At 64.4% G+C, this 25,098-nt stretch carries 26 protein-coding genes and 1 tRNA gene; 8 read left to right on the forward strand and 19 right to left on the reverse strand.

Going from position 1 to position 25,098, the window contains the following annotated elements; translation table 11 throughout:
* Positions 1-65: 65 nt before the first annotated feature.
* A complete protein-coding gene (locus CV770_RS01495) occupies positions 66-512 on the reverse strand; it encodes a hypothetical protein (RefSeq protein ID WP_104461097.1) in 447 nt (148 codons plus the stop codon).
* 302 nt (positions 513-814) lie between these two features.
* Between CV770_RS01495 and CV770_RS01500 the strand changes: the two genes are divergently transcribed.
* Positions 815-1,078, forward strand: a complete 264-nt coding sequence (locus CV770_RS01500; protein ID WP_091957266.1) for a hypothetical protein — start codon at positions 815-817, stop codon at positions 1,076-1,078.
* 30 nt (positions 1,079-1,108) lie between these two features.
* On the opposite strand, the gene CV770_RS01505 is transcribed toward CV770_RS01500, so the two are convergent.
* Complete coding sequence (locus tag CV770_RS01505) at positions 1,109-1,570, reverse strand: host attachment protein (protein WP_091957269.1); 462 nt, start codon at positions 1,568-1,570, stop codon at positions 1,109-1,111.
* A 310-nt stretch (positions 1,571-1,880) separates the two neighbouring features.
* Between CV770_RS01505 and CV770_RS01510 the strand changes: the two genes are divergently transcribed.
* The 3 genes from CV770_RS01510 to CV770_RS01520 all read left to right on the forward strand — a co-directional run bounded on the left by CV770_RS01510 (position 1,881) and on the right by CV770_RS01520 (position 3,587).
* On the forward strand, positions 1,881-2,171 hold the full coding sequence (locus CV770_RS01510) for a hypothetical protein (protein ID WP_104461098.1): 291 nt from the start codon (positions 1,881-1,883) through the stop codon (positions 2,169-2,171).
* Between the two features lie 47 nt (positions 2,172-2,218).
* Positions 2,219-2,476, forward strand: a complete 258-nt coding sequence (locus CV770_RS01515; protein WP_201759668.1) for a hypothetical protein — start codon at positions 2,219-2,221, stop codon at positions 2,474-2,476.
* A 145-nt stretch (positions 2,477-2,621) separates the two neighbouring features.
* Positions 2,622-3,587, forward strand: a complete 966-nt coding sequence (locus CV770_RS01520) for an AraC family transcriptional regulator (RefSeq protein ID WP_201759651.1) — start codon at positions 2,622-2,624, stop codon at positions 3,585-3,587.
* A 73-nt stretch (positions 3,588-3,660) separates the two neighbouring features.
* Here the strand turns inward: CV770_RS01520 and CV770_RS01525 are convergent.
* The 3 genes from CV770_RS01525 to CV770_RS01535 form a co-directional block, all read right to left on the reverse strand.
* A tRNA-Arg gene (locus CV770_RS01525) sits at positions 3,661-3,737 on the reverse strand.
* A gap of 154 nt (positions 3,738-3,891) precedes the next feature.
* Complete coding sequence (locus CV770_RS01530; protein ID WP_104461100.1) at positions 3,892-4,392, reverse strand: hypothetical protein; 501 nt, start codon at positions 4,390-4,392, stop codon at positions 3,892-3,894.
* 160 nt (positions 4,393-4,552) lie between these two features.
* The gene (locus tag CV770_RS01535; RefSeq protein WP_201759652.1) at positions 4,553-5,125 is read right to left on the reverse strand and encodes a hypothetical protein; all 573 of its coding nucleotides are present in this window, start codon (positions 5,123-5,125) and stop codon (positions 4,553-4,555) included.
* A gap of 180 nt (positions 5,126-5,305) precedes the next feature.
* On the opposite strand from CV770_RS01535, the gene CV770_RS01540 reads away from it, so the two are divergent.
* Entirely contained in the window at positions 5,306-5,689 is a 384-nt protein-coding gene (locus CV770_RS01540; protein ID WP_028140965.1) for a VOC family protein, read from the forward strand.
* Between the two features lie 46 nt (positions 5,690-5,735).
* On the opposite strand, the gene CV770_RS01545 is transcribed toward CV770_RS01540, so the two are convergent.
* Entirely contained in the window at positions 5,736-6,224 is a 489-nt protein-coding gene (locus CV770_RS01545; protein ID WP_104461102.1) for a hypothetical protein, read from the reverse strand.
* A 259-nt stretch (positions 6,225-6,483) separates the two neighbouring features.
* Here CV770_RS01545 and CV770_RS01550 point away from each other — a divergent pair, with 259 nt between their 5' ends.
* Entirely contained in the window at positions 6,484-6,837 is a 354-nt protein-coding gene (locus tag CV770_RS01550) for a GrlR family regulatory protein (RefSeq protein WP_026202721.1), read from the forward strand.
* Between the two features lie 61 nt (positions 6,838-6,898).
* Here the strand turns inward: CV770_RS01550 and CV770_RS01555 are convergent, their stop codons facing one another.
* The 12 genes from CV770_RS01555 to CV770_RS01610 form a co-directional block, all read right to left on the reverse strand.
* A complete protein-coding gene (locus tag CV770_RS01555; RefSeq protein ID WP_104461104.1) occupies positions 6,899-9,586 on the reverse strand; it encodes a PAS domain S-box protein in 2,688 nt (895 codons plus the stop codon).
* A 120-nt stretch (positions 9,587-9,706) separates the two neighbouring features.
* Positions 9,707-10,621: a DMT family transporter gene (locus tag CV770_RS01560; RefSeq protein ID WP_104461105.1), complete on the reverse strand. Its 915-nt coding sequence runs from the start codon at positions 10,619-10,621 to the stop codon at positions 9,707-9,709.
* Between the two features lie 80 nt (positions 10,622-10,701).
* Positions 10,702-11,496, reverse strand: a complete 795-nt coding sequence (locus CV770_RS01565; protein ID WP_104461106.1) for an NUDIX hydrolase — start codon at positions 11,494-11,496, stop codon at positions 10,702-10,704.
* A 4-nt stretch (positions 11,497-11,500) separates the two neighbouring features.
* Positions 11,501-12,454: a dihydrodipicolinate synthase family protein gene (locus tag CV770_RS01570; RefSeq protein WP_018322313.1), complete on the reverse strand. Its 954-nt coding sequence runs from the start codon at positions 12,452-12,454 to the stop codon at positions 11,501-11,503.
* 105 nt (positions 12,455-12,559) lie between these two features.
* Positions 12,560-13,438 (reverse strand): SDR family oxidoreductase, encoded by an 879-nt coding sequence (locus CV770_RS01575; protein ID WP_091957352.1) that lies wholly within the window; start codon positions 13,436-13,438, stop codon positions 12,560-12,562.
* A 161-nt stretch (positions 13,439-13,599) separates the two neighbouring features.
* Positions 13,600-14,460: a MaoC family dehydratase gene (locus CV770_RS01580; protein WP_104461107.1), complete on the reverse strand. Its 861-nt coding sequence runs from the start codon at positions 14,458-14,460 to the stop codon at positions 13,600-13,602.
* A gap of 198 nt (positions 14,461-14,658) precedes the next feature.
* The gene (locus CV770_RS01585) at positions 14,659-15,048 is read right to left on the reverse strand and encodes a Zn-ribbon domain-containing OB-fold protein (RefSeq protein WP_014494555.1); all 390 of its coding nucleotides are present in this window, start codon (positions 15,046-15,048) and stop codon (positions 14,659-14,661) included.
* Positions 15,048-16,205 (reverse strand): thiolase family protein, encoded by a 1,158-nt coding sequence (locus tag CV770_RS01590; RefSeq protein WP_091957358.1) that lies wholly within the window; start codon positions 16,203-16,205, stop codon positions 15,048-15,050. The genes CV770_RS01585 and CV770_RS01590 overlap by 1 nt, the downstream gene beginning before the upstream one ends.
* An 898-nt stretch (positions 16,206-17,103) precedes the next feature.
* The gene (locus CV770_RS01600) at positions 17,104-17,610 is read right to left on the reverse strand and encodes a DUF4262 domain-containing protein (RefSeq protein ID WP_104461108.1); all 507 of its coding nucleotides are present in this window, start codon (positions 17,608-17,610) and stop codon (positions 17,104-17,106) included.
* A 38-nt stretch (positions 17,611-17,648) separates the two neighbouring features.
* On the reverse strand, positions 17,649-18,074 hold the full coding sequence (locus tag CV770_RS43120) for a hypothetical protein (protein ID WP_245453648.1): 426 nt from the start codon (positions 18,072-18,074) through the stop codon (positions 17,649-17,651).
* On the reverse strand, positions 18,052-18,570 hold the full coding sequence (locus CV770_RS43125; protein ID WP_245453649.1) for a hypothetical protein: 519 nt from the start codon (positions 18,568-18,570) through the stop codon (positions 18,052-18,054). Before CV770_RS43125 ends, CV770_RS43120 begins: the two co-directional genes overlap by 23 nt.
* A gap of 213 nt (positions 18,571-18,783) precedes the next feature.
* Positions 18,784-22,275 carry an indolepyruvate ferredoxin oxidoreductase family protein gene (locus CV770_RS01610; RefSeq protein WP_104461109.1) on the reverse strand — a complete coding sequence of 1,164 codons (3,492 nt, stop codon included), beginning with the start codon at positions 22,273-22,275 and terminating at the stop codon, positions 18,784-18,786.
* Positions 22,276-22,558: 283 nt separating this feature from the next.
* Here CV770_RS01610 and CV770_RS01615 point away from each other — a divergent pair, with 283 nt between their 5' ends.
* On the forward strand, positions 22,559-23,773 hold the full coding sequence (locus CV770_RS01615) for a cytochrome c (protein WP_104461110.1): 1,215 nt from the start codon (positions 22,559-22,561) through the stop codon (positions 23,771-23,773).
* A gap of 63 nt (positions 23,774-23,836) precedes the next feature.
* Here the strand turns inward: CV770_RS01615 and CV770_RS01620 are convergent, their stop codons facing one another.
* Positions 23,837-24,481: a trimeric intracellular cation channel family protein gene (locus CV770_RS01620; RefSeq protein WP_091957804.1), complete on the reverse strand. Its 645-nt coding sequence runs from the start codon at positions 24,479-24,481 to the stop codon at positions 23,837-23,839.
* Between the two features lie 166 nt (positions 24,482-24,647).
* Here CV770_RS01620 and CV770_RS01625 point away from each other — a divergent pair, with 166 nt between their 5' ends.
* Positions 24,648-25,040 carry a hypothetical protein gene (locus tag CV770_RS01625; protein WP_091957371.1) on the forward strand — a complete coding sequence of 131 codons (393 nt, stop codon included), beginning with the start codon at positions 24,648-24,650 and terminating at the stop codon, positions 25,038-25,040.
* Positions 25,041-25,098: the final 58 nt, after the last annotated feature.

Genomic DNA, 25,098 nt, shown 5'->3' on the forward strand with positions numbered 1-25,098 from the left:
GGCAATGCGAATTTCGTGCGGACGATGCTGCGCTGCGACGGACGATGACGGCTCAGCTCAGCCGCTCACCATTCTTCCGGACAGGGGTCGATGATCTTCCAGAGCTCGACGCCGTTCTTGATCTTTTTCATGTCGGTGGTGAGCCCGCCATTGCGGCGGATCCAGTCCTTCACCTTGTCGGGGTAGTAGGACATCAGGTCGGACGTGCCCTCGGAGCTGGTGACCTTGATGCCGAAGGTGAAGGCCTTGTCGTAATAGGCTTGGTGGAAACCGAGGCTTGCCCGCGGGGTCACGCAGATCTTGTTCATCGGCACCATGCCGAGCACCAGCGTGCAGGCCGAGTTGCAGATGCCGTCGATGATAACGCGCTCGCCCTTCTCGCGGACGCGCTTGTACTTGGTCTTGTATTCCTCGACATAGCCGCCGTGGTCGCGGGTGATATGCAGCTCGGCCCGCGCCGGCGTGGAGGCGGCGAGGCAGAGCAACAGCAGGCTCAGAAGCGTGATGCGCATGGCGGCGTGACGGCGAAAGCCTTCAGGAATGGACCGGCCTCGAAGGACCCGCGAAATGAGCCCCTAGGCCGGCAACAGGATTCTTAACCGAATAGTCTTTGGTCATACTTGTGTGGGGAATTCGTTAAGCATCCCGAAAAGGCCAAAAATGGGCAGCCTTCGACCGCATGTCGGGCAATTCTGTCACACCCACCCGGGAATCTGAGGGATCAGCCCCGATTTCCGGGCGCCGGACGGGTGCCCTGGAGGTGCGAAGTGGCTATAGATGGCTGACCACTTCGCGCGGGTTCCGGAGAATCGAGATGAGCAAGTTGACGCTTGTAGCCGCGGTTGCTGCCCTGTCGGCCGCAATCCTAGCCCCTGGCCTCGCGGAGGCGCGGGGTCATCACCGGCACTACCGCCATTACGCCAATCCGCTGCCCTACCCGATCAGCTATCTGCACAATTACGGCCCCGGCATCACCCCCGGTACCTTCGCCTTTTACGACGGCCCCTCGACCAACCATTGCTACCGGAGCGCGGCCGCCTATGTCGGCCAGGACCGCCGCCGGCACCCCTGCTACTGAGGGGCGCTGGCGCGGCCTCTGCGGACGCCTCTATTTGGCGGCGCCCGACAGCAGCAATTGCTTCTCGATCTCGTAGACCGGCAGCTTGACGAGGTCCTTGCCGACCTCGCCCCGCAGCGCCTTGCGCATAACGTCCGAATAATCGGCGCGGATCATCCCGAGCGCGCGCGGCGAGGCCACCATGGTCAGGGCCGTGGTCTCGCCAGAGCTGACGGCCGCATCGAGCCGGCCGGCAAGGCTGCGCAGGAAGGCGCGCTCGGCCTCATCGTGCCAATCGGTCTGCTCGGCCGAGCTGCGCACGCCGCCGGCAGCGGCATGCAGGCGGCCCGGCGCGGCGCTCCCTTGCGCGCTGGTTAGGGGATTGGGCTGCTCGTGCACCTCCCTGGTGTGAAGGTTCGGAAACATCTCGTCGCCGAGGTTTTCCAGAATGAGCGCCTTGCGCCCATCGCACACGACCAGCCAGCCGCCCTTGTCTAATCTCATCTTGTCCATTGCACAGCTCCAAGCAACCTGTGAGCCTGCCCTTCGAATTCGTGGAAGGACTGGCCACGCGACAAGACTACGAACGAAGCCCCGACTGCGAATTGCGCAGGATCAAGAACCGCATCGATGTCCTGCGGGGCCATCGCAGCGCAGGCGCAGCATTGGTCACTCGCGCGAACCTGGGATAGTTTGGCGGGGTTGAGGTCAGGCCTGCGGCGGACCGGCTGAAGATTTGTTCATCAGCATTACATTTCGGTTCCGCCACAATTTGATCAGAACAAGTTCGATATCCTGGATCGCGTCAGCGGAGGAAGACATCATGAATCTCAAGATCGGCCTCGTCGCCGCAGCTTTGTTCGGTGCCATGTTTGGCGCTTTGGCGACATCGCCGGCGGCGTCTGCCATGCCCATCGCGCCCGCGCCTGCGACGCCGCAGGCCTCCGACGTCGAGCAGGTCCGCATGGTCTGCGACGCCTGGGGGCGCTGCGTTTGGCGTCCGAACTACTATGGGTATTACGGGCCCCGGCCGTATTACGGCCCCCGGTATTATGGGCCGCGCTCTTACGGTTACGGTCCACGCTATTATGGCCCACGCTACCGCCGCTGGTAACATCTGAAGGGGCCCTCGGGGCCCCTTCGCTTTTGCGAGATCATTCCTTGCGCGGTCGTCGCCGGCCTGGAGCAATTCCAAAACTGATCCAGATCAAAGATGAATTCGGCCCGCACCGTCATTCTACGGTGATGGCGGAGTTGATCATTTTTCGATGCCCTCAGACGGGCATGAACGTACAGACGCATCTTGAGCAACAGCTGAGACAGGAGGAACGGAGCTTTGCATCCTTCGCCTGTCCCGCCTGCACGCGGCTGCATTTCATCGACCTAGCCTCCGGCCAGCCGATGAGCCGGGAACGTTGACGGTCGCATTGATCTGACGGACGTCATGGCATGATGTCCGCAATACTACGGCCTGAAATTCGGTTTACTGAAACGCGATGTTTCGCCATTGATGGCGGTGTATCGACGTTCATTTGATTGTCACATTTCAGCAGCCGGCCAGATCATGTTGTTCGACGCCCTCGCTCCGTCCTCCGCCCTTCAACTGATCGGCTTTGCCGACGTCGATGCGTTTCGGCCGATCGAGACGATGGAAGACGCCAGAAGCATTCCGCTCGACATTCCGAACTTCGCCGCCGCCCGCGCCGTCGTCTCCCTGCCGGCGTGCCGCATCATCATGATGAGATCGTTCGCGCGCATCCTCGACACCGCCTATCGGATGCCGGGCGGAATGGTGATCCTGTCCATGACCGACGACCTCCAGGTCAACTTCAAGGGCCTGGATCTCGACGCGCGCTTCTTCGTTACGCTCCGCGGCAACGATGAATGCCATTTCGTCGAGCCTCAGACCAATCATCATGCAATGATCATCTTCTCCCCCGAGCTGAAAGACCGGGGCTGGTTCGATCGCGCCGACGATTTGCGGGCTCATGTCGCGAGCCGGCCCGCCCTGCTCCACACGCGGCAGCTCCTGCTCGACATCCTGCGAACCGCGTCAATGCAGCCGCTCCTGTTCGAGACCACCGAGGCGGCGGCCCATCTGCAGGAGGGCCTGCTGCTCGCACTCGACGATCTGTTTCGGATCGATTTGATGTCGGATCGGAGCGCCTCGGTCCAGGGCGAGCGTTCGATCAAGCTGGTGCAGCGGATCGACGATTACGTCGCAGCCCATCCGACCGTGCCGATCTATACCGCCGATCTCGCCGGCGAGTTCGGCGTCTCGATCCGGACGCTCGGCGGCGCGGTCAGCAAGGTGCGTGGCATGAGCCTGCACCAATACATTCGCCTCAAGCGGCTGTGGGCGACCCGCGCCCGCCTGCTTAAGGGCGGCGGCGCCACCGTCGCCACGTGTGCGCGCGCGCAGGGCTTCCATCATCTCGGTGAATTTGCCGCAGCCTACCGCGCGACGTTCCACGAGGCACCGTCTGACACGCTGGCGCGCGGCCGGCACAGCCGTATCCCGTCAGCCTGACCGACGCGGCAAGCCCTTGCGAGCCTGCGCGGCATCAGCGCCGTTCTGGAACATATCTGGAACGCCAAAGTATTGGCGCGCTCGGAAGGATTCGAACCTCCGACCCTCGGAATCGAAATCCGATGCTCTATCCAGCTGAGCTACGAGCGCCCTTGGCCCAAGGATTGGGCCGTAACCGCGAAACACCGGACCGTTGCTGGCGAGCCAGCGCACCGGGCGGCGTTCGGATGGATTCGAATTAGCAGAGAGGCGGGCCAATAAAAAGCCCTTCCCGCCTCGATCGAGGCGGGTCACAGCCGGCTTGTCACCAGGTTGTGTTGAAGAGGCCGAAATGCGGCTGCTGTGCCACCATCATCGGCCGGCCATACTGTGGCCCACCATACTGCGGCCCACCATATTGCGGGGCCGGATGCGCTCTGGCGACCTTACGCTTCGGCTGAGCCTGGACCTCCGGCTTCTTGGCGGCGTCGGCCTTCGAACCAGGCGTGAACTGGGCGAAGGTCTCGCGCACCCGCGCCTTGGCTGACAGCTCGGCCAAGGCCGCCGACTGGGCCTCCTGCACGGGCGGCTGAGGAGCCACAACCGCGGCGGTCTTCACCGCCGGCGCGACAATCGTCGGCTGGCTGGTGTCGAGCACGACGCGCTCAGGCAGGTGCCGATCGGATCGGATTCGGATCAGGGGCTGATCGTTGCTTACGGTCGCAACGGCTTGCGCCACGGGCGCCGCCGGGAAAGCGAAATTCACCGCGAACAGCAGTGCAAGCAAAGCTCCACCGACAAAGGTGAAATATCGAAAGATGGGCATTGGCCGCGCTCCGCCCCCCGCATCCCCGCGTGGGCTCTCCGCCTCAACAGGCGATCTGTTAATTTGTTCCTGGCCCAGCCGTTCGGTTCAAATGGCGACGCGAGGTTTTTTCGCCAAGGACCAATGAGGGTAACTTTTCCGCTACCGGAACATACCGCCGTTAAGCACGGCGTGCTGCAACCAGCGAGCATTTCGCCTGATCGGCATTCACGTTGATGAAGCCGACGGGGATATGCGCAAAGGTCTTGCGGCTCTTCATGCTGACCGGATCCGCCAGCACGCGGCTGCGGTTGGTGAGATGACTGCCGTCGCGCCGCGCAAACGCGCAGACGATCTCAACATCCTTTACGGCATAGTCATTGTCGTTTCGCAGCGTGAACGTCACCAGGGCTCTCGAGCCAAGGCCGCCGCGGCGCCAGGTCTGCGATGAAATCCTGAGACGACCGAGTTCTGCCATCGCCGGTGCCTGGGCTTCCAAGGCCGGCGACACCGTTGCGGCCGCATCGCCCGAAGGAGCCGCCTCGACGGCCGCCAGCTCCGCCTTCACCGGCTCAGCGCTATTTCCCTTGGACAGAGGCAGCAGCATCCAGACGCCGCAGCCGACAATGATGGCCGCCAGCAGCCACAGCAGGCTGCGGCCAAATGAGACGCTCGCGATCGTCACGGCCCGCGCCACTCGTTCGCCGGTCCCGGCGAAGCGCCCCAATCCGATCCGGTCGAGCCTGGCGTTCATGGTTGCATCACCGATCGCGGCCAAAGCCCATCCAACGACGGACCCGGCCACTGCTTACCTTAATCCGGAAGAGGAACTAAGGTTCCCGCGCAGTTGCGAATCGGCAAGGACGGTGGCGATCACCGCCCGCCGCCGCTAACATGCGCGACAACATCGCAAAGGCCCGTTGGGAGAATTGAAATGCCAGTCGTCACTTGGGATCACGTCCATCTGCGCAGCCCCGATCCGGAGGCCACGGCGGCCTGGCTGCGGGACATCCTCGGTGGCGAGATCGTGCACGCGCCGGGACGGATCGACGTGAATCTGGGCGGCGCCAGGATCTTCATCGCGCCACTCGAGGGCGACAACGCCGTCAACCCGCCGCCTCCGCACCCACATCAGGGTCTCGATCATTTTGGCCTGACGGTGAAGGACATCGATGCCGTTGCGGCCGAGATCAAGGCCAAGGGCGTCACCTTCACGCGCGAGCCGACCACGATCCGGCCCGGCGTGCGCATCTGCTTCATCCGCGGCCCCGAAGGCATCTCGATCGAGCTGCTCGAACGCGACAAGAAATATACCTGACGCGGCGAGCGCCCTCACCAGACGCGACACGCCGCCGCCGGCGCGGCTACGTCATGCTGCCGGGCATGAAGCAGCGGATGCTGACGCCCATGTAGCCGTAGATCGGCCATACCATGGTGCGCCCCACCCGGTTGGGCTCGGAGATCACGGCCTCCTCGGGAACGTCGACCCAGACGAGTTCCTGCGGCTGCCCTTCGAGCCTGGAGCCATAGCGCGGGAGACGGACACGATAGTGCCCGTCCTTGCTGTCCCAGTCGGTGTCCGAGAGCGCCGAACCGTCGGCATCGGAGCAGCACGGCCCCTTGCCGCTGCGCAGGCCGTCGAACCAGGCCTTCAGATCGGCATTGGTGTTGACGAACTGGCCGCGGTCGCGCGCATGGCCGATGGGGGCTGCGAGTGCAACCAGGACCAGGGCACCTGCCAGTCTTGCCCAGTATGTTACGCTGCCGGAACACCGTCGTTCGCTTTTGCAATTCGTAGGACGCGCACTGTACAGACGCGGCTCATCGCCGCCGGAATTGATCCAGTTGCTCATCGTCTTGCTCCAGCACCCCGCGGCCAGTGCAACAATTGTTATGCATTTCGCGGGCCAACCCTGATTCGCAGGCGGCCGGCCTCGCCCCGTCATCAGACCGTCATGACGGCGTCACGCACAAGCCGGGACAACTACGGCTCGCGGCGGCAACTTCCCGTGGCCGGCCGGCAAACTGCCGCGTTGCGCGAGAGAATGCGCTTTGGCATAAAAGCGGGACCGGTTACGCCATTGGGCGATGGCGGCCGGCATGCGGGACGTTATGAAAAACGGTCTCTATTCGATTCACGTGACCCTGCTCGATGGTCGAGCCGGCAAGGGCAGCGGCGTGATCCTTTTTCGCGACGGCAAGATCCTTGGCGGCGATGCCTACCTCTACTACACCGGCAGCTACGTGGTGAAGGACGACACCACCTTCAAAGGCGAGGTGCTGGTGCAACGACACACCTCGCCGCGAGGCGACGACAATCCGCTGTTCGGAGGTCCTGCTCCCGTGGGTATCGGCGTCAGCGGGACCTACACGGACACGCGCGCGGAAATGACGGGCACGGCGCTGGTCGGCAAGGCCAGCCTGATTTTCGGCGCAACGCTGCACAAGCTCGCCGAGGCTGATTAGGAGCATGATCCGGAAAAGTGTGCTGCGGTTTTCCGAAAAGATCATGCTCAAACAATAGAAGCTACTCCGCAGCCTGCTCCAGCGGCGCGGTGCGCGGCAGGATGATCTGGATGCGGGTGCCGCTGCCCGGTTCAGAATCGAGATCGAGCCGCCCGCCGAGCCGGTTGGTGACGATGCTGTAGACGATGTGCAATCCAAGACCCGTGCCGCCCTGGTCGCGCCGCGTCGTGAAGAACGGATCGAAGGCACGACGACGGACGTCGAGCGACATGCCGCAGCCATTGTCAGAGAAGATGATCTCGACATTGTCCTTGCCGGACTCCCGAACCTGGATGTCGATGGTCCCCGGCCGGCCGTCCGGGAAGGCGTGCGCCACCGAATTGAGAAACAGATTGGTCAGCACCTGGCCGTACGGGCCCGGATAGCTGTTCATGGTGAGATCCGGCTGGCACTCGACATTGAGCGTCAGATTGTGCTTTCGCAGGCCCGGCCTCAGGCTCATCACGACCTGCTCGGTGAGGTCGCCAAGATCGAAGCTGCGCTGATCCGAATAGTTGCGGTCGGCGGCGACCTGCTTGAACGACTGGATCAGCTCGGCGGCGCGGTTGAGATTGGAGACGAGCTGCGAGGATGCGTCGCGGCTGGTGTTGAGGAAGTCGTTGAGCGTGGAGCGGCGCAGCTCGCCGCGCTCGACCTCGGCGGTGAACATCGCGGTCTTGCGCTCCAGCGCGGAGGCGACCGTGAGGCTGATGCCGACGGGATTGTTGACCTCGTGCGCGACGCCGGCGACGAGGCGCCCGAGCGCGGCGAGCTTCTCGGCCTCGATCAGCGAGGCCTGGGTCTCGCGCAGATTGCGCAGCGCGGTCTCGGCGGACTCCTTGGCCTTGCGCATCTCCTGCTCACCGCGCTTGCGCTCGCCGATGTCGAGCGCGACGGTGACGATCCGCTCGATCTCGCCCTCGGCATCGAGCAGCGGCAGCTTGTTGACCAGCCATTGCCGCATGTTGCCGGAGGAGTCCTTGTACTCCTCCTCATAGAAGCCGAGCCCCTTGCGGATGCTGAGCACGCGCTTGTCGTTCTCGTCGGTCTTGGCCGCGCCGTAGCGCGACATCAGGTCCGCCGTGGTGCGGCCGAGCGCGTCGCCGGGTTCGATGCCGAAGATGCCGGCCATGTAGCGGTTCATCAGCACATAGCGCAGGTCGCGATCCTTGACGTTGATCACCGCGGGCACGGTGTCGATGACCTGCTGGAGCAAGCGCCGGCCTTCGGCGATGGCGTCTTCCGCCCGCTTTTGGTCGGTGATGTCGCGCAGCGTGCCCTCATAGCGGACGATGTTGCCCGCTTCGTCGCGCACGCCGGTGGCGCTGTCGGAGAGCCACAGGATGTTGCCGCTGCGCTGGCGCACCTGGTACTCGAACTCGCGCACCATGCCGTCGCGCGCCATCAGCCGCTGGTATTCGACGCGTGCCTCGGGATGGACGTAGATGGTGTGGGCGATGTCGTTGATGCTGTCGATGAGGTGCTGCGGGCTGTCGTAGCCCATCATCCGCGCCAGCGCCGGATTGGCGTTGAGCAGATCGCCGGCCGGCGTCGTGACGTAGATGCCGTCGACCGAGCCCTCGAACAGCTTTCGGTAGCTCTCTTCGGCGAGGCGCTGCTCGGTGAGCGCGCGCACCGCCGCCTCGCGCGCCGTATCGGCTTCCTCCAGCGCGCGGCGGAACACTTCGGCTGCGCGGGCGATGTCGCCGATCTCGTTGTCGAGGTCGGCCGAGGGGATCGAGGTGTCTTTCCGGCCCGCCGCAAGCGCGCGGATAGAGCGGGCGATCTGGGCGAGCGGGCGCACCGTCCTGCGCACCACGAACAACGCCGCGGCGATACCGATCAGAACTCCGATGGTGCCGAGCACGATGCTCTGCCATCGCGCTTCCGTCAGCGTCCGGGCAAAGTCGCGCGACAGCACGTGGCCGCGCCGGTCGCTGACTTCGCGCAGCAATTCGGTGACGCGACCGATCAGCCGCCCCTCGGTTCCCAGCACCTCGCGGTCGATGTCGGCGATCTGCCGCTCGCGAACGGCCACGGCCATGATGGCCTCGGCATAATCGTTCACCGCCGATTTCAGCCTGGCATCGCCAATGTTCAGGGCCCGCATGTTCTGCGCGGCCTGCTCCGCCGCGGACGGGTTGCGCGCCAGCAGCCCGAGCGCGATCCGGCTCTGCGCCTCCGACAGGCGCGAGGCCAGCTCACGGTCGGCGGCACCGGAGACAGCCACATCGAACTGTTCGCGCAGCGGCGGCAGGCCGGCGAGCAGCTGGGCGCGGCGGTCGATCAGGGTCGATATCCGCTCGAGGCCGTTGCGATAAGTCGCAAGCCGCTCGGTGACCCCGTCGATCATGTCCTGTTGCTCGGGCGCGAGCTCGATGCGGGTCTTCTTCAGGATGTCGCTGAGCGTCGAGGCCGCCTCGCCCACCTGCTTGAACTGGATGCCGGCGCCGGGATCGGTGACGAAGTCGCGCGCGGCAAGCCGCAACTCGTTCATGCGGCGATCGATGTCCTCGGCGAGGTCGCCGACGCTCTGGAGCCGCTGCAGCTCGGCGAAGGTGGTGTCGATGTGCCGGATCGCGATCACGCTCGCGGTCGACGTGACGATGATCACCGCCAGCACCAACAGGAAGCTGCCGAAAGTGAGCTGGCCGATGGAGAGCGAGAATGTTCGCTTTTTCTCAGGGGTCGGCGTCAATTCGGCGGACATTGGGCTTTGAGGGACCGGGATACTGGAGGCCCAATATACGACGTATTGCGGCCCCGGGGAAACATGCCTCGGGCCGCCGATTATCCTTAATATTGTGGGCTCGGAGCCCCCTTCCCCGATCTATGACGGTTTGACGCTTGCCTGCCGCCGGGCCGGGATCGTCATGGCGGCGACGCCGAGGACGACGCAGGCAAGCCCGATCCAGGCGGTCTGGCTCAGGCTCTCGCCGAGGAAGGCGACGCTGATGGCAACGCCAATGGGCACCCGCAGATAGGCCTGCGCGGTGGTGCCGACCGAGCCCAGGGTCTGGATCAGGCGGAAATAGATCGCAAACGCCGCGGCCGTCGAAAACACGGCGAGCGCGAGCAGCGCCAGGAGCGAACTCGGTGACGGTGACAGCGTCCAGGGCTGCTCGACCACGAGCGAGGCCGGGACCAGGACCGCCGCCCCCGCCAGCAGCGAGCCGGCTGCGGGCGCCATCGGATCGAGGCCTTTGAAGCTGCGGCCGAAGATCGCGGCGCAGGCGTAGCAGATGGTGGCGGCGACGATGGCCGCCTCCGCAATGATCCCGCTGCCCATGTCATGGAAGGCATCGACGCCGACGATCAGCAGGATGCCGGCCATGCCGGCGACCACGCCGAACAGCTTTCGCGGTGTCGTCGCCTCGTGGTGAGTGACGACCGCCGTGAGCAGGAAGGTGAAGATCGGGCCCGCCGAGTTGAGGATGGTGGCGAGCGCGGCATCGACATGGCGCTCGCCCCAGGCGATCAGCGTCCAGGGGATGACGCTGTTGAGCACGGCCTGGAAGGCGAAGCGCTGCCAGGTCGCGGCGTCCGTGGGCATCCTGATGCCGCGCGCCCACATCACGACGAGCAGCAGGAGGCCCGCGATCGTGGTCCGCGCCGCGATCAAGGTAATCGGGGGGATCGTGGCGACGCCAAGCTTGATGAAAGTGTAGGAGCCGCCCCAGAGCGTTGCGAGCGCGACCAGAAGCGCCAGCTCGACGGCGATATTGGTGTCCTGCCGGCTGTCCATTTCGCGCGCTCCGTCCCGTTGTCAGGGACGGAAACTAGCGCGTCTGCGGTCGCAGATAGTTCGTTAAGTGTCGAAGTGTATTAGCCCACCGCCCCGACCTCGAACACCTCGCCGTCATAGCCGGCTTCGCGGGGGATGCGCAGCTGGCGGCCGGTTTCGGTCTTGGTCATGACGGGCATCACCGTGACGATCGACATGCCGCGGGCATGGTCCAGGGCGGTACCCACGCTGCCCTGCTTCGCAAGGCGAATCAGGTTGCGCGTGGTCGGGAATGGCAGCTTGAAACGGCCACTCTCGCCGCCCTCCACCGCCTCGCGCGGCGAGACCCAGATCGAATCGGTCGACTCCCTTCCGTCATGGGCGCCGAGCTGGTCGGGTGGCGCGGCGGCAAGGAAGAACCAGGTATCGAAGCGCTTGGGCATGCCCTCCGGCGTGATCCAGTGCGCGTAAGGCACCAGCGTCTCGAGCGCGAGCTGAAGGTTGTTGTCGACCAGGATGCTCAGGAAGCTGACCTTGTGCTCGTTGAGCGCGACGCGGTGCTTGTCGGCGATCTCGCCGGCACGCCTGGCATCGACAGGCGCGCCCGTCCCCTTTGACCGTGCCAGCAGGATGCCGCTCTCCTCAAAGGTCTCGCGGATCGCAGCGATGCGAAAGCCACGATCCGCCTCGCTGAGGCCTTCACCGCCCGAATACAGGTCGGAGCGCGCGACGATCTCGTTGTCGCCGGCATCGACGCTGCCGCCGGGAAACACCAGCGCGCCCGAGTTGAACTCGATCTGATGATGGCGGACCATCATGAAGACTTCGATCTCCTTGGCGCCATCACGGAGCAGGAGGATCGTCGACGCCGGGCGTGATGCTGATGTTTCGGCCATCCAACTAACCTGCGGCGCTGGATTGCGGGCCGAGATTGGCGCGCTTGTCGACACGGGCAACGCGCGACAGCAGGTACTCGACCTCCGCCTTCGCCGTCGCCGTGATGGTCGCGCCGGGCTTGCGCTGGGCGCTGGAGGCGATGATGCCGCGCTTCTGCAGCACGTATTTGCGGATGGTCAGGCCGACGCCGGGCTGCTGCTCGTAGCGGATCAGCGGCAGATGCGCGTCGAACAAATCATGCGCGGCATCGCGCTTGCCGGCCTTGGAGAGGTTGACGACGTCGATCAGAAGTTCAGGGAAGGCGTAGCCGGTCATGGCGCCGTCGGCACCGCGCTCCATCTCGAAGTCGAGGAACGTGCCGCCATTGCCGCAGAGAATCGAGAGTGGACGGAGCGAACCGTCCTTCTGGAAGCCGCGCAGGGTCGTGATCTTCTCCAGCCCCGGCCAGTCCTCGTGCTTGAGCATCACGCAGTTCGGATTGTCCATGACGATCTTGCGGATCACGGCGGGGGTGAACACCACCGACAACGTCAGCGGATAGTCCTGGAGCACCCAGGGCACATCCGGCCCGATCGCCTCGGCCGCCTGCTTGAAATAGCCGACGATCTGGTCGTCGGTGCGAAGCGACGGCGGCGGCGCGATCATCACGCCGGCCGCACCGGCATCCATCGAGGCCTTCGCCAGCGAGCGCATGGTGGCAAAGCCGGGCGCGGAGACGCCGACGATCACCTGCATCTTCTTGGCGCGCTTGACGAAGCGCACCGCCACCTGCTCGGCCTCGGCCGCGTCCAGCTTTGGCGCCTCGCCGAGGATGCCCAGCACCGTGACGCCGTCGCAGCCGACCTCCTCGTAGAAATCGGTCAGGCGGTCGATCGAGCGCTCGTCGATCCGGCCGTCGTCGTGGAACGGCGTCGGCGCGATTGCGAAGGTGCCCTTGGCGTCGGCGGTCAGTTTCATAAGTCCAATATCCCTTTGTTCGTCATTCCGGGGCGATGCGTGATCATCGAACCCGGAATCTCGAGGTCCCGGGTTCGCGCTTCGCACGCCCCGGGACGACCATGGCTAAAACCGCCGCGCCCCCATCTTGATCTGCTCCTCGGAGAAGAAGATCTCCTTGGCGTGATCGGCGATGTCCTGGGCCTTCCAGCCCGTGTGCGGCGGTTTCCAGCCTTCCATTTCCATCATCCGCATCTCGCGCACGCCGCGGGGCCCGGACACGCCCAGCACCTTGCCGGTCTGGTCGCCCGACAAGTCGCTGACCATGTATAGCACGGCCGGCGCGATGCCGTCCGGCCCCAGCGCCGCCCCCGGGTTCTCCTTATAGCGGGGCAGGTCTGCGGTCATGCGGGTCAGGGCGCCGGGGGCGAGCGTCCAGATCCGGATGTTGTACTTGCGGCCCTCGATCGCCAGCACGTTGGACAGGCCCCAGATGCCGCCCTTGGCCGCGCCGTAATTGGTCTGGCCGAAATTGCCGATCAGCCCTGAGGTCGAGGCGGTGTTGACGATGACGCCGCCGCCATTTTCCCGCATCCAGCGAAACACCGGCATGGTGCAACAAAAGGTGCCCTTCAGATGCACCTTGATGACCTTGTCCCAGTCGGACTCGGAGGCCTTGTGAAAGGTCTGGTCGCGCAGGATGCCGGCATTGTTGACCAGGATGTCGGCGCGGCCGAAGTGCTTGATGGCGTCGTCGAATACCGACTGGCCGCCCTCCATGGTGGAGATGTCGGCGCCGTTGGCGACCGCCTTGCCGCCCTCGGCCTTGATCGAGTCCACCACAAGCTGCGCCATCGACTTGTCGGCGCCGGATCCGTCGCGGGGGCCACCGAGATCGTTGACGACGACCGAGGCCCCTTCGCGCGCAAACAACTTCGCGTAGGCCTCACCGAGCCCCCCGCCTGCACCCGTGATCAGCGCGACCTTGCCGTCGAGTAGTCCCATGGTGGCTTCTCCCTGTTTTGTTTTTATCGTGTCCCGGACGCGATGCAGCGTGAAACGATGCGTCGCAGAGCCGGGACCCAGTTCTTTGTTGCGGCTCTGGGCTCCGGCTCTGCAGCGCACCGCGAAGGCGCGCTGCGGTGCGTCCGGGGCACGAGACTGCGCTAACCCAGCACCGTCTTGCCGTTCTTGATCACGGTGACGCCGCGCGCGTTCACCTTGGCTTCGAACGAGATCGTGTTGCCGTCCTTCCAGAGGTCCATGGTCACGGTCTCTCCGGGATAGACCGGCGAGGAGAACCGCGCCACGTGCTGGCGGAAGGCGCTCGCGTCGTAGTCGGCATAGGTCTGCAGCACGCCGCGGCAGGTGATGCCGTAGGTGCACATGCCGTGCAGGATCGGACGCGGGAAGCCGGCCTTCTTGGCAAACTCTGGATCGCTGTGCAGCGGGTTGCGGTCGCCGCAGAGGCGATAGACCAGCGCCTGGTCGGGGCGCGTCGTAATGTCGATGGTCTTGTCGGGGCTGCGCGAGGGGATCTTGTGCGGATCGGGCTGGGTCAGGCTCGGCCCGCCGAAGCCGCCGTCGCCGCGAGCGAAGCGCGAGGCGACGAGGGTCGCAAGCTTCTCGCCCTTCTCGTTCTTGAGCACCGTCTGGTGGGCGATGACGACGCCCTTGTCCTTCCCCTTGTCGTAGACTTCGACCACCGAGGAGTCGGCGGTGATGTGCGCGGCAACCGGCAGCGGCTGGTGAAAGGTGATGTCGCGCTCGCCGTCGACCACCATCACGCGGTTGAGGTTCATCTCGCCGGGACCCGCGCCCCACGCCGCGACGGACGCAAACGTCGGCACCACCTTGAGCGGCCGCGGCGTCAGCGTGCCCTCGTTGACGAAGGCGAGCTCCTTCTCGTCCATCGGATCGGCGCCGAGCCCGATGCCATAGGCGTAGAGCATCACCTCGCGATCGCTGTAGGCGTATTTCTGGCCGAGGTTTTTGAGGCCTTTGAGCTCTTCGTATCTGGCGGACATTTTTATGGTTTCCTCTCCGGATTCTTATGCGCCGCTGCCAGTCGAAGTGCCCTCTCCCCTTGTGGGAGAGGGCTGCGAGAGCCGTGCGGCAAACTCGTTTGGGTGAGGGGTTGGCTCCTCGGCAAAAGTCTCTCTGGGGAGAGAACCCCTCATCCGGCGCTTCGCGCCACCTTCCCTCACAAGGGGGGAAGGAAGAAACTACGCCGGCGTGAAGAACGGCAGCGGTGCGCCGTCGGTCGGCTTGAACACCACTTTCACCTTCTGACCGATCTTCAGCTTCTCGAGATCGCAGTCGACGAAATTGGTCTGCACCGACGGCCCCTCCTTCAGCGTGACATAGCCGATCGCGTAAGGGCCGGTCGGCGATTTCCGCATCAGGCTCCAGGTGTAGATCGTGCCCTCGCCCGAGGCTTCCTCCCACACCGTCTTATCGGAGTAGCAGAACGGGCAGATCGAGCGCGGGAAGTAATGCGCCTCGCCGCAGGCGGTGCAGCGCTTGATCATGAACTTGCCCTGCTTGGCCGCATCCCAGAATGCTGCGGTCTCGGGGTTCGTCACCGGAGCCGGATATTTCTTTGCATCTACCATCACACGCGCTCCAGAATGGCCGTCGAGGCGGCGTGGCGAACACCCAGGAGGCCGCCGGTGCCGTGGGCGATGGCGAGATCGCAGTTCTTGACCTGCACCTTCGGATGCGCCTCGCCGCGCAGCTGCCTGACGGCCTCGATGATCTTGGTCATGCCGCCGCGGTTGACGGGATGGTTGCTGCAGAGGCCGCCGCCGTCGGTGTTGAACGGCAGCTTGCCGACGCCCGAGATCAGATTGCCGTCGGCGACGAACTTGCCGCCCTCGCCTTTCTTGCAGAACCCGAGGTCCTCGAGCTGCATCAGCACCGTGATGGTGAAGCTGTCGTAGATCGAAGCATACTTGATGTCCTTCGGCGTGATGCCGGCTTCCTCGAACGCACGCGGGCCGGACCAGATGCCGGCGGAGTAAGTGAGATCGAGATCCTTGCCGCCGCGCGGGCCCTTCATCGCCTCGCCATGACCGATCAGCTTGACCAGTGGCTTCTTCAGGCTCTTGGCGATCTCGGGCGTCGTCACGATCAGCGCGCCGCCGCCGTCGGAGACGACGCAGCAATCCATGCGATGCAGGGGATCTGAGATCATCGGCGAGTTCAGGACGTCCTCGACGGTGACGACGTCCTTGAGCATCGCATGCGGATTGTATTGCGCGTGATGCGAGGCTGCGACCTTGATCCAGGCGAGCTGCTCCGAGGTGGTGCCATAGTCGTGCATATGGCGCATGGCACACATGCCGTAGGCATTGTGCGTGGTCGCGCCGTAAGCGGACTCGAAATCGAGCTCGGCGCCGGCCGCGCGCGGCGGCATCGCGCCGGTGCGCGGCTTGCCGGCAAGCGTGATCAGCGCGATCGAGCACTTGCCCGCCGCGATCGCCTCAGCGGCATGGCCGAGATGGATGATGTAGGAACAGCCGCCGGTCTCGGTGGAATCGATGTGGCGGAGTTTCTTGGTGTTCAGGCCGAGATAATCGACCATCGGCCAGGCGCCGCCGGGCGCATCGCCCGCGCAGAAATAGCCGTCGACATCGTCCTTGCTGATCCCGGCATCCTCGATCGCGCCCTTGGCGACCTCGGCATGGAGCTGGGCGGTGGATTTGTCCGGCGCATGCCGGGTCGGGTGTTCGTAGATCCCGGCAATGTAGGCCTTGCCCTTGATGGTCAAACTTCAGGTCTCCGCTGGCGTTTCTTCTTGGCTCTTTTTTCTGAACCGCACTGGGCAGATTGGCAAGCGCGGAAATATTCCGCCCCGCGAGAAGGCGGCGGGTCGGCGCAAGTGGGGTATGTTCTGGTGTCCCGGACGCGCTGCAACGCTTCAGCGTTGCTGCGCAGAGCCGGGACCCATGCGGCCGCGTTTTCGTTGCGAGATGGGCCCCGGCTCAGCAGCGCATCACTTCGTGCTGCGCAGCGTCCGGGGCACGAGACCTTGTCCTGCAGACACGCCCCCGCATTCTCGCAGCATGTTTCGCCCGAGCTTTGCTTCCGTCTCGCTCCCTCCTTGAACAGAGGGCGCAGGGAAGACCGGGTGCCGGCTGGGCACCCACGGTCCGCTGTGCGCGAATTGCGCGAAGAACAGATGCACAGCGGCATACAGGTGAAGCCCAACATCCGGCCTTCCCTGCGCAGTGGCTTTACGGCTTATGTCGCGCTCTCCCCGGGGAGCGATGCACTATTGCCCCCGTCGCCTTGCGAGCGATCGCAAGACTTGACGCACAGACCCCGGGCGTCAGGACCACACGATTTTGCCGTACGCGAGACTGCGCCCGTCGTGCACGAGACAATCGCCCGCGCGACGCAGCCCGCGTCCACCGCCACTCACCCCGCGTTTCGTGACGATCGCGATACGCCCCTCTGACTGGGATGAGGTGGCCGATCGATACGACAATTCCGAATTTCGGTAAAGTGGAATGTTTTTGCGCACGGGGATTGACTCGTCTCTTGGATGTTTCGCCCGGCGGTAACACAAGGGGTGGTGTCGTAGGGTGGGCAAAGCGAAGCGTGCCCACGTCTTTTGCGCAATCATTGCGAGGTCGTGGGCACGGCGCTTCGCGCCTTTGCCCACCCTACGGGACCTTGCGCCGTCCCAACCAGTTGCCTTCCGTCAGGTCGGGCTGTGCGGCACGGGCTTCAGCGGATGCCTCCGCAGCCCAGGGAAAATGCCCGTCGCGATCGGGGTACACGACTTGCAGGCATTCGAACTCGTCATTGCCGTAGAACCATCTGCTCCATCCGAGATGCGAGCGGTAGTGCTGCAACGCCACCGGAAGGAGCATGGCGGCGCCATTTTCAAACAGCTCATCGGTGGGCTCGCCGACCGGCGGTCGCCGTCCTGCGTCGAGTTCGTGGTAGATCGTCCAGAACGTATCCTGGGCGGTCTGTTGCCCCATTGAAAACACGATCATCTCCGGAAACCTGAACTTGAGCCAGAAGCCGGTCGTGTAGGCGAAGCCCGGTCCTTCGCCATCCGGGAAGACATGCGTGCCGAACCAGCCGTGATTGCGAACTTTCTCGACGAAATTCTGCTCGTGCTTATCGAGCCGATCGGGAGGCGCATCAAGGGCTGTGAACATTGCTCGCTCGTCCGATACGACGGGTGACAGACTCTTCGCTACGAGGCGGTGCTCGGGCGCGCGCGATAGCGGAACGCGGTCAGCCCGGCCATAATCAGGCCGAGGACAAGAAAGACAGCGCCTCCCTTCACGCCAAAACTGTCTTGGTGTTGGCGCTCGGCCGCGTCGTCGACGATCAGGGGCCGCGCATCGGGTCTGCCCGTGAGATAGCGGATCCTGGTCTGCCTGACGGTCTGGACGCCGTTGCGCGTGATCTGCCGCCAGAAGGCGGGGCTGATATGGGTCGGTCCGTAGGTCTGCTGTCGTCCGCTCTTGTCGGTCCACGCCAGCGTAACGAGATAGCTCGGGGCCTCGCCGGCCTTGTTCACCTCACCGTAGGCGCGGGTCACATCGGCGGTGGCTTCATCGCCATGGGCGAGGATCTCATTCAACGTGCTTTGCTCAATGTAGGAGTTCACCAGCATGTAGCCGCCGAATGGAAGCATCACACCATCCGATCACGAGCATCACGAGCACGGCGCAAACGCCCGCTCCCACCGCCAAGAACCTGGACGTGGACCGGATATGGCTCAGATGGTCGTCGAGATCTTCGACAATGACCGGAAGCGATGAATCGTCGTCAACAGCCTGAATGGGAATCGTCAGGAGCTTGAGCTGATTGCCAACCATGATCCGCGCCGCATAGGCAGCACTGACCGCTATGCCCGTGCGCTCGCGCTGAACGCCATCCCTGCCGGTCCACTGCAATCCGATCGACAGATTTTCGTCGACATAGCGCGGCCAGCCGCCGTCAAACACGAACGGAAACCGCGGCGAGACGACTTTGGCCGAAATGATCTTTCCGGTGGTGCCATAGCCATCGCGCATGACGCGTTCGATGGCATGCTGATTCCAGAACATCCCCAACGCCGCCAACACACCGACGGCCAAAAACAGAATCAACACAGTGCGCAATGACATCGATCATCGCCCCGCATAGCGCACGGCGCGCATCGCCCGGCGCGCTTCACTATCGCAAGTTGCTATATCGCGCGGCCACAACTCTTGTCAAACGGATGAATTGTCGTCCGTTGCCGTAGGGCGGATTAGCCGAAGGCGTAATCCGCCGTATTGGGCAACGGAAGTGGCGGATTACGCTTCGCTAATCCGCCCTACAGCACCTACGGAACCGCCCTACTCCGCCGCGATCTGCCTTGGCGCGGGCGGCGGGTTGGCGAGATCGGCGGCGAGCTGGGCGTAACGCATCTTTGCGTCCGCGACAGCTTTCTCCTTCACCGGGCCGTAGCCGCGGATACGGTCGGGGAGTGAGAGCAATTCCACGGCGGTATCGATCGTGACCGGCGACAACAGGCCGAGCACGGTGGCGACGTCCTTTTCGTAGCCTGCGATCAAATCACGCTCGAGCTTGCGGTCGGCGCTGCGGCCGAAGATGTCGAGCGGCGTTCCGCGCAGGAATTTGAGTTTCGCCAGCACGCCGAAGACGTTCAGCATCCAGGGGCCGAAGGCGCGCTTCTTCGGGCGTCCCAGCGCGTCGAGGCCGCCGCCGAGGATCGGCGGCGCAAGGTTGAAGTTGAACTTGAAGTCGCCCTCGAACTGGTCGCGGAGCTGCTGGGCGAAGGCGCCGTCGGTGTAGAGGCGCGCGACTTCGTATTCGTCCTTGTAGGCCAGCAGCTTGGCGTAGTTCACTGCGACCGCGCGCGGCAACGCATCGCCATAACCGCCCTTCACCGCGGCGTCGCGCACCTGGTCGATCAGCCTGCGATAACGCTTGGCGAGACGGCTGTTCTGATAGGCCGTGAGGTGCTTGGCCCGGTGCTCGATGACTTCATCGAGCGTCATGGCCTCCAGCGTCTTGGGCGCGGCGACCTGGTCCGTGCCCTTCAGCATGTCGGCAAGACGCGCGGGATCGGCGACCGCGAGGCGGCCGAGGCGGAAGGCCTCCTTGTTCATCTTGATCGAGACGCCGTTGACCTCGATCGCCTGCTCGATCGATTCCGCCGACAGCGGGAACAGGCCCTTCTGATAGGCGTAGCCCATCATCATCATGTTGGTGGCGATGCTGTCGCCGAGCAGCTGCTCGGCCGGCTTGGTGAAATCGAAGAAGGCCGAGTCCTTGTGCAGCGCGGTTTCCAAGAGCCCATTCAGCTTGCGGGTCTGGAAATTGAAGTCGCGGTTGAGGACGAAATCGGCGGTCGGAATGACGTGGCTGTTGATGATGCCGCGGGTCCGGGTGGAATCGCAGAGCGAGATCGTGTCCTTGGCGACCGCGACCACCTCGTCGGCGGCGAGCACGAGATCGGCCGTGCCGGTGACGATGCGCGAGCAGGTCACTTCCGCGGGGTGATCCGACAGGCGGACATGGCTGAGCACCGCCCCGCCCTTCTGTGCAAGGCCCGACATGTCGAGGATCATCGAGGCCTTGCCCTCGATATGGGCGGCCATGCCGAGCAGCGCGCCGATGGTGAGAACGCCGGTGCCGCCGACGCCGCCGACCGCGATGTTATAGGGCTTGTCGAGTGTCGGCCGCGACGCCGGCTCGGGCGGCGCACCGATATCGGCAAGCTCAGCCGGCGCGCGGTGGCGTGGCTTGCCGCCATCGACGGTGACGAAGGACGGGCAAAAGCCCTTCAGGCACGAATAGTCCTTGTTGCAGGAGGACTGGTTGATGGCGCGCTTGCGGCCGAACTCCGTCTCCAGCGGCTCGACCGAGATGCAGTTCGACTGCACCGAGCAATCGCCACAGCCTTCGCAGACCGCAGGATTGATCATGACGCGGCGTGCCGGATCTTCCATCAGGCCGCGCTTGCGGCGGCGGCGCTTTTCGGCCGCGCAGGTCTGCACGAACACGATCGCCGATGTGCCCTTGTGTTCCCGGCACATCTTCATGACGTTTTGCAGCTCGTCGCGATGATAGAGCTTCACGCCCGGCGCGATGGTGCTGGCCGGATAGGCATCGGGCGCCTCCGAGACAAGATAGATTTCGCGGATGCCTTCGGCGTGGAGCTGATGGGTGATCTGCTGCGGCGAGAGATCGCCGTCATGGCGCTGGCCGCCGGTCATGGCCACCGCGTCGTTGTAGAGGATCTTGTAGGTGATGTTGGTCTTGGACGCCACCGCCTGGCGGATGGCGAGAAGGCCCGAGTGGAAATAGGTGCCGTCGCCGAGATTGGCGAAAATGTGGTTCTCGTTGGTGAAGGGTGCGATGCCGACCCACGGCACGCCCTCGCCGCCCATATGCGTAAAGGTCTCGGTCGAGCGGTCCATCCACAGCGCCATGAAGTGGCAGCCGATGCCGGCGAGCGCACGGCTGCCTTCGGGGACCTTCGTCGAGGTGTTGTGGGGACAGCCGGAGCAGAAATACGGGGTGCGGGAGACAGGTGCGACCGCCTGCATCTGGCTCGCCTGACGGCCGTTGAACCAGTCGGCCTTGGCGCGGAGCATCGAAGCGATCTCGGGGTTGAGATCGAGCTTGAGAAGTCGCTCGGTAAGCGAGGTCGCAAGCGAGGCAACGCTGAGCTCGGCGGCGAAGGTCAAAAAGCGCTTGTCGTGCTCGTCCATCTTGCCGACGATGCGCGGGCGCACGTCGTCGCGCCAGTTGAACAACACCTGCTTGACCTGGTTCTCGACGATCTCGCGGCGCTCTTCAACGATGAATATCTCTTCGAGGCCGACGGCGAATTCATGCACGCCTTCCGGCTCCAGCGGCCAGGGCATGCCGATCTTGTAGAGGCGGAGGCCGATCTTGGCAGCGACCTCTTCGGTGACGCCGAGCTCGCGCAGCGCCTGACGGACGTCCTCATAGCTTTTGCCTGACGCCATAATGCCGAAACGGGCGTTCGGCGAATCCATGGTGATGCGGTTGACCTTGTTGGCGCGCGCAAAGGCGATCGCGGCAAAGCCCTTGTAGTCCTGCAGGCGGCGGTCCTGCTCGAAGCGGTCGTCGGGCCAGCGCAGATTGAGTCCGCCTTGCGGCATCTCGAAATCGGTCGGAATGATGAACGGCTTCATCTCGTCGGTAAGGTCGATCTCGGCGGTGGTCTCCACCGTCTCCGTGATCACCTTCATGCCGACCCAGCAGCCCGAATAGCGCGACATCGCGATGCCGAGCAGGCCCATCTCGATCATCTCGTGGATGCTCGAGGGATAGAGATACGGCATCAGCGCCGACATGAAGGCGTGGTCGGACTGATGCGGGACGGTCGAGGATTTTGCGCCATGGTCGTCACCGGCGAGACACAGCACGCCGCCGTTCTTGGCCGAGCCTGCGGCATTGCCGTGGCGGAACACGTCGCCGCAGCGATCGACGCCGGGGCCCTTGCCGTACCAGATGCCGACCACCCCGTCATATTTCGCGCCGGGCGAGAGGTTAAGCTGTTGCGAGCCCCAGACGGCGGTGGCCGCCAGATCCTCGTTCACGCCGGGCTGGAACTTGATGTTGTACTGTTCGAGATGCTTGCGGGCGGCAAAGAGCTGCTGGTCGTAGCCGCCGAGCGGCGACCCGCGATAACCGGAGATGAAGCCGGCGGTATTGAGCCCCGCCGCACGGTCGCGCCGGATCTGGGCCATGGGCAGGCGGACCAGGGCCTGGATGCCCGTGGTGAAGACGTGTCCGGTTTCCTGGGTGTATTTTTGATCGAGACTGATCGGACCCTGGTTGATTCCCATGCTGTCCTCTTTATCGCCCTGTTCAGGTCTTGCCGACTTAAGCCGTTGCCTTCCCGTTGTTTTTAGCTAGGGCGCGCCGACCAGTTTCGCCACTCTATGTCGGATATTTCACGATCCGCATCACAAATCTGGACCAAAGGCAGCGCCGGGTAAAAATCGCAATTTCGTGGCCTGAAACACGCTGGGCATTTTCAATTTGTGTCACCATACCCCCACTGTGGCGAAATGAACTGATGCCCCGGTCGTGCCGGGTGCGGGCGATTGGTCGCAGGAGAGACTTTCGATGCGGACGATTCTGGCTGGCTCGGCTCTTGTCGGCTTGGCGTTGTGCAGTGCGGTTGCAAGCGCAGCCCGCGCCGCCGAGCCGTCGCCGGAGCTGATCGCCTACGGCAAGACGCTGGTCGAGGCTGGCGACTGCGCGGGCTGCCACACCGCCGATCCGGCAAAGCCGTTCGCGGGCGGCAAGCGCATCGACACGCCATTCGGCGCGATCTATGCGCCGAACCTGACCCCGGACCGCGACACCGGGATCGGCGCCTGGCTGGATGCCGATTTCACCCGCGCCGTGCGCACTGGCGTCGCGCCCGACGGCTCGAACTACTATCCGGCCTTCCCCTATCCCTACTTCACGAAGATGACGAAGGACGACACGCTGGCGATCCGCGCCTATCTCGGCACGCTTGCCCCCGTCGTCAGCCGCAACAAGCCGCCGGAGCTGCGCTGGCCGTTCGGCTATCGCGGCCTGATGCGGGTCTGGAACGCAATGTATTTCAAGCCCGGCCTGTACGAGCCGGACCAGAGCCAGAGCGCGGCGTGGAATCGCGGCGGCTATCTCGTCACCGGGCTCGGTCATTGCGGTGCCTGCCACACACCGAAGAACTACTTTGGCGCGGACAAGCAGGCGCAGGCGCTCTCGGGCAACGAGGTCGGCGGCTGGTACGCGCCAAGGCTCGACGGCGCTTCCCGCACGGGCCTGAAGTCGTGGAGCGAGGCGGACATCGCCGAATATCTGCAGAGTGCACGCAACGCCAGGAGCCATGCTGGCGGGCCCATGGCGGAGGTCGTCGTTAACTCGACCTCGAAGATGAGCGATGCCGATGTGCGCGCGATCGCGGTGTACCTGAAGGGCCTGCCGCCGTCGCGGCGCGAGACGATCGTGACGCCGCCTGATGATGCCGAGATGAAGGCGGGCCAGGCGGTCTACGCAAAGCTCTGCATCGCCTGCCATGAAGCCGACGGCTCGGGTGCGCCGCGCATCTATCCACCGCTGCCGGGCAATGCGCTGCTGCAATCGATCAATCCGTCCTCGACGTTGCGCATCATTCTCGACGGCGCCCACACCGTGACCACCCCGCGCGCGCCCAACACCGGCGAGATGCCGCCCTATGCCAGGCTGTCCAATGAGGAGATCGCTGCGGTGATGAACTACATCCGCAACTCCTGGGGCAATGCGGCCCCGCTGGTGACGCCGGCGCAGGTGGCGAAGGCCAGGAAGTAGGGGCGAATGGGGAGTAGCGAATAGCCAGATCTATTCGCTATTCGCCATTCGCGCGCGCAGCGCTCACCTCTCCTCATCCCCGGTGAACACGAATTTCGGCATCTCCCATTTGTAGCGCACCGCGAGCAGGCGGAAGCTGAGACCGAGCACGAAGGTGAGGATGGTCCAGAGCTCGGCATTGAGGTTGAAGCCGAAAGCGGTGGCGTAGAACAGTCCCGTCACGACCGAGACGCTGGCGTAGAGTTCGGATCGGAACAGCAGCGGCACGTCGTTGCAGAGCACGTCGCGCAACACGCCGCCGGCGCAGCCCGTCACCATGCCCGACACGATCACGATCGGGAGCGAGGCGTCCATCTGCCAGCCGACGTTGCAGCCGATCATGGTGAAGACGACGAGGCCGATGGCATCGAGCACGATGAACGCGAGGTGCAGTCGATGCACAAGCCGCGCGATCAGGATCGTGAGCAGCGCCGCGCCACCCGGCAGCGCGAGGTAGATCGGGCTCGCCACCCACACCAGCGGGTAGTGACCGAGAAACAGGTCGCGCAGCGTGCCGCCGCCGAGCGCGGTCACGCAGGCGAGAAGACAAACGCCGACATAGTCCATGCTGCGCCGGCCGGCGGCCAGTGCCGCCGTCATGCCTTCTGCCGTGATGGCGATGAGTCCGAGCAGGTGCAGCACGCTATCCGTCGGCGGCAGGCTCCACATCGGCATGTTCCCTTCGTCGCGGCCATGGAACCCGCGTCCAGTTCCCTGTCAGACAGGTTCCCGATTCCCGCGCAGAGGGCAACATTCGACGAAAGCATGAGGAGCCGCGGAACAGAATCTCGCATCCACGGGTTGTCCGGGCGTCATAACCGAGGAGATCCAATCGATGGCTGACGACCGTTTTCCCAACGATCCGTACCGCCCGAACCTCGCCGACGATGAGTATCTTCGCGCGGCGCGCCGGGATGCCGACCTTCAGGCCGATCCCGAGCTTGGCGAAGGCCCCGCTTCCAGCGGCAAGGTTGCGTTGTTCGCCGTTGCGATTGCACTGGTGCTCGGTGCCGTGTTCTACGGCCTGAACAATACGACCACCAGCAACCAGGCCAGCAACGCACCGGCCTCGCAGACGGCACAGACGCAGCCCACCAATCCGGCCGCGCCTCCCGGCATGCGCGACGTGACACCACCGCGCAACAACGCCGAGCCGGGCATGACCACGGGTGCTGCGCCAACCAAGCCGGCCCCGGACACGCAGAAGCCGTCTGACGGCGCGAAGTAACACTTAGCAATAGCGCGTGAAGCGGCGGGGCTCAAAAAGTCCCGCCGCTTTTCGTTGT

Source organism: Bradyrhizobium sp. AC87j1 (assembly GCF_002936975.1).
In the GTDB taxonomy this organism is placed as follows: domain Bacteria; phylum Pseudomonadota; class Alphaproteobacteria; order Rhizobiales; family Xanthobacteraceae; genus Bradyrhizobium; species Bradyrhizobium shewense.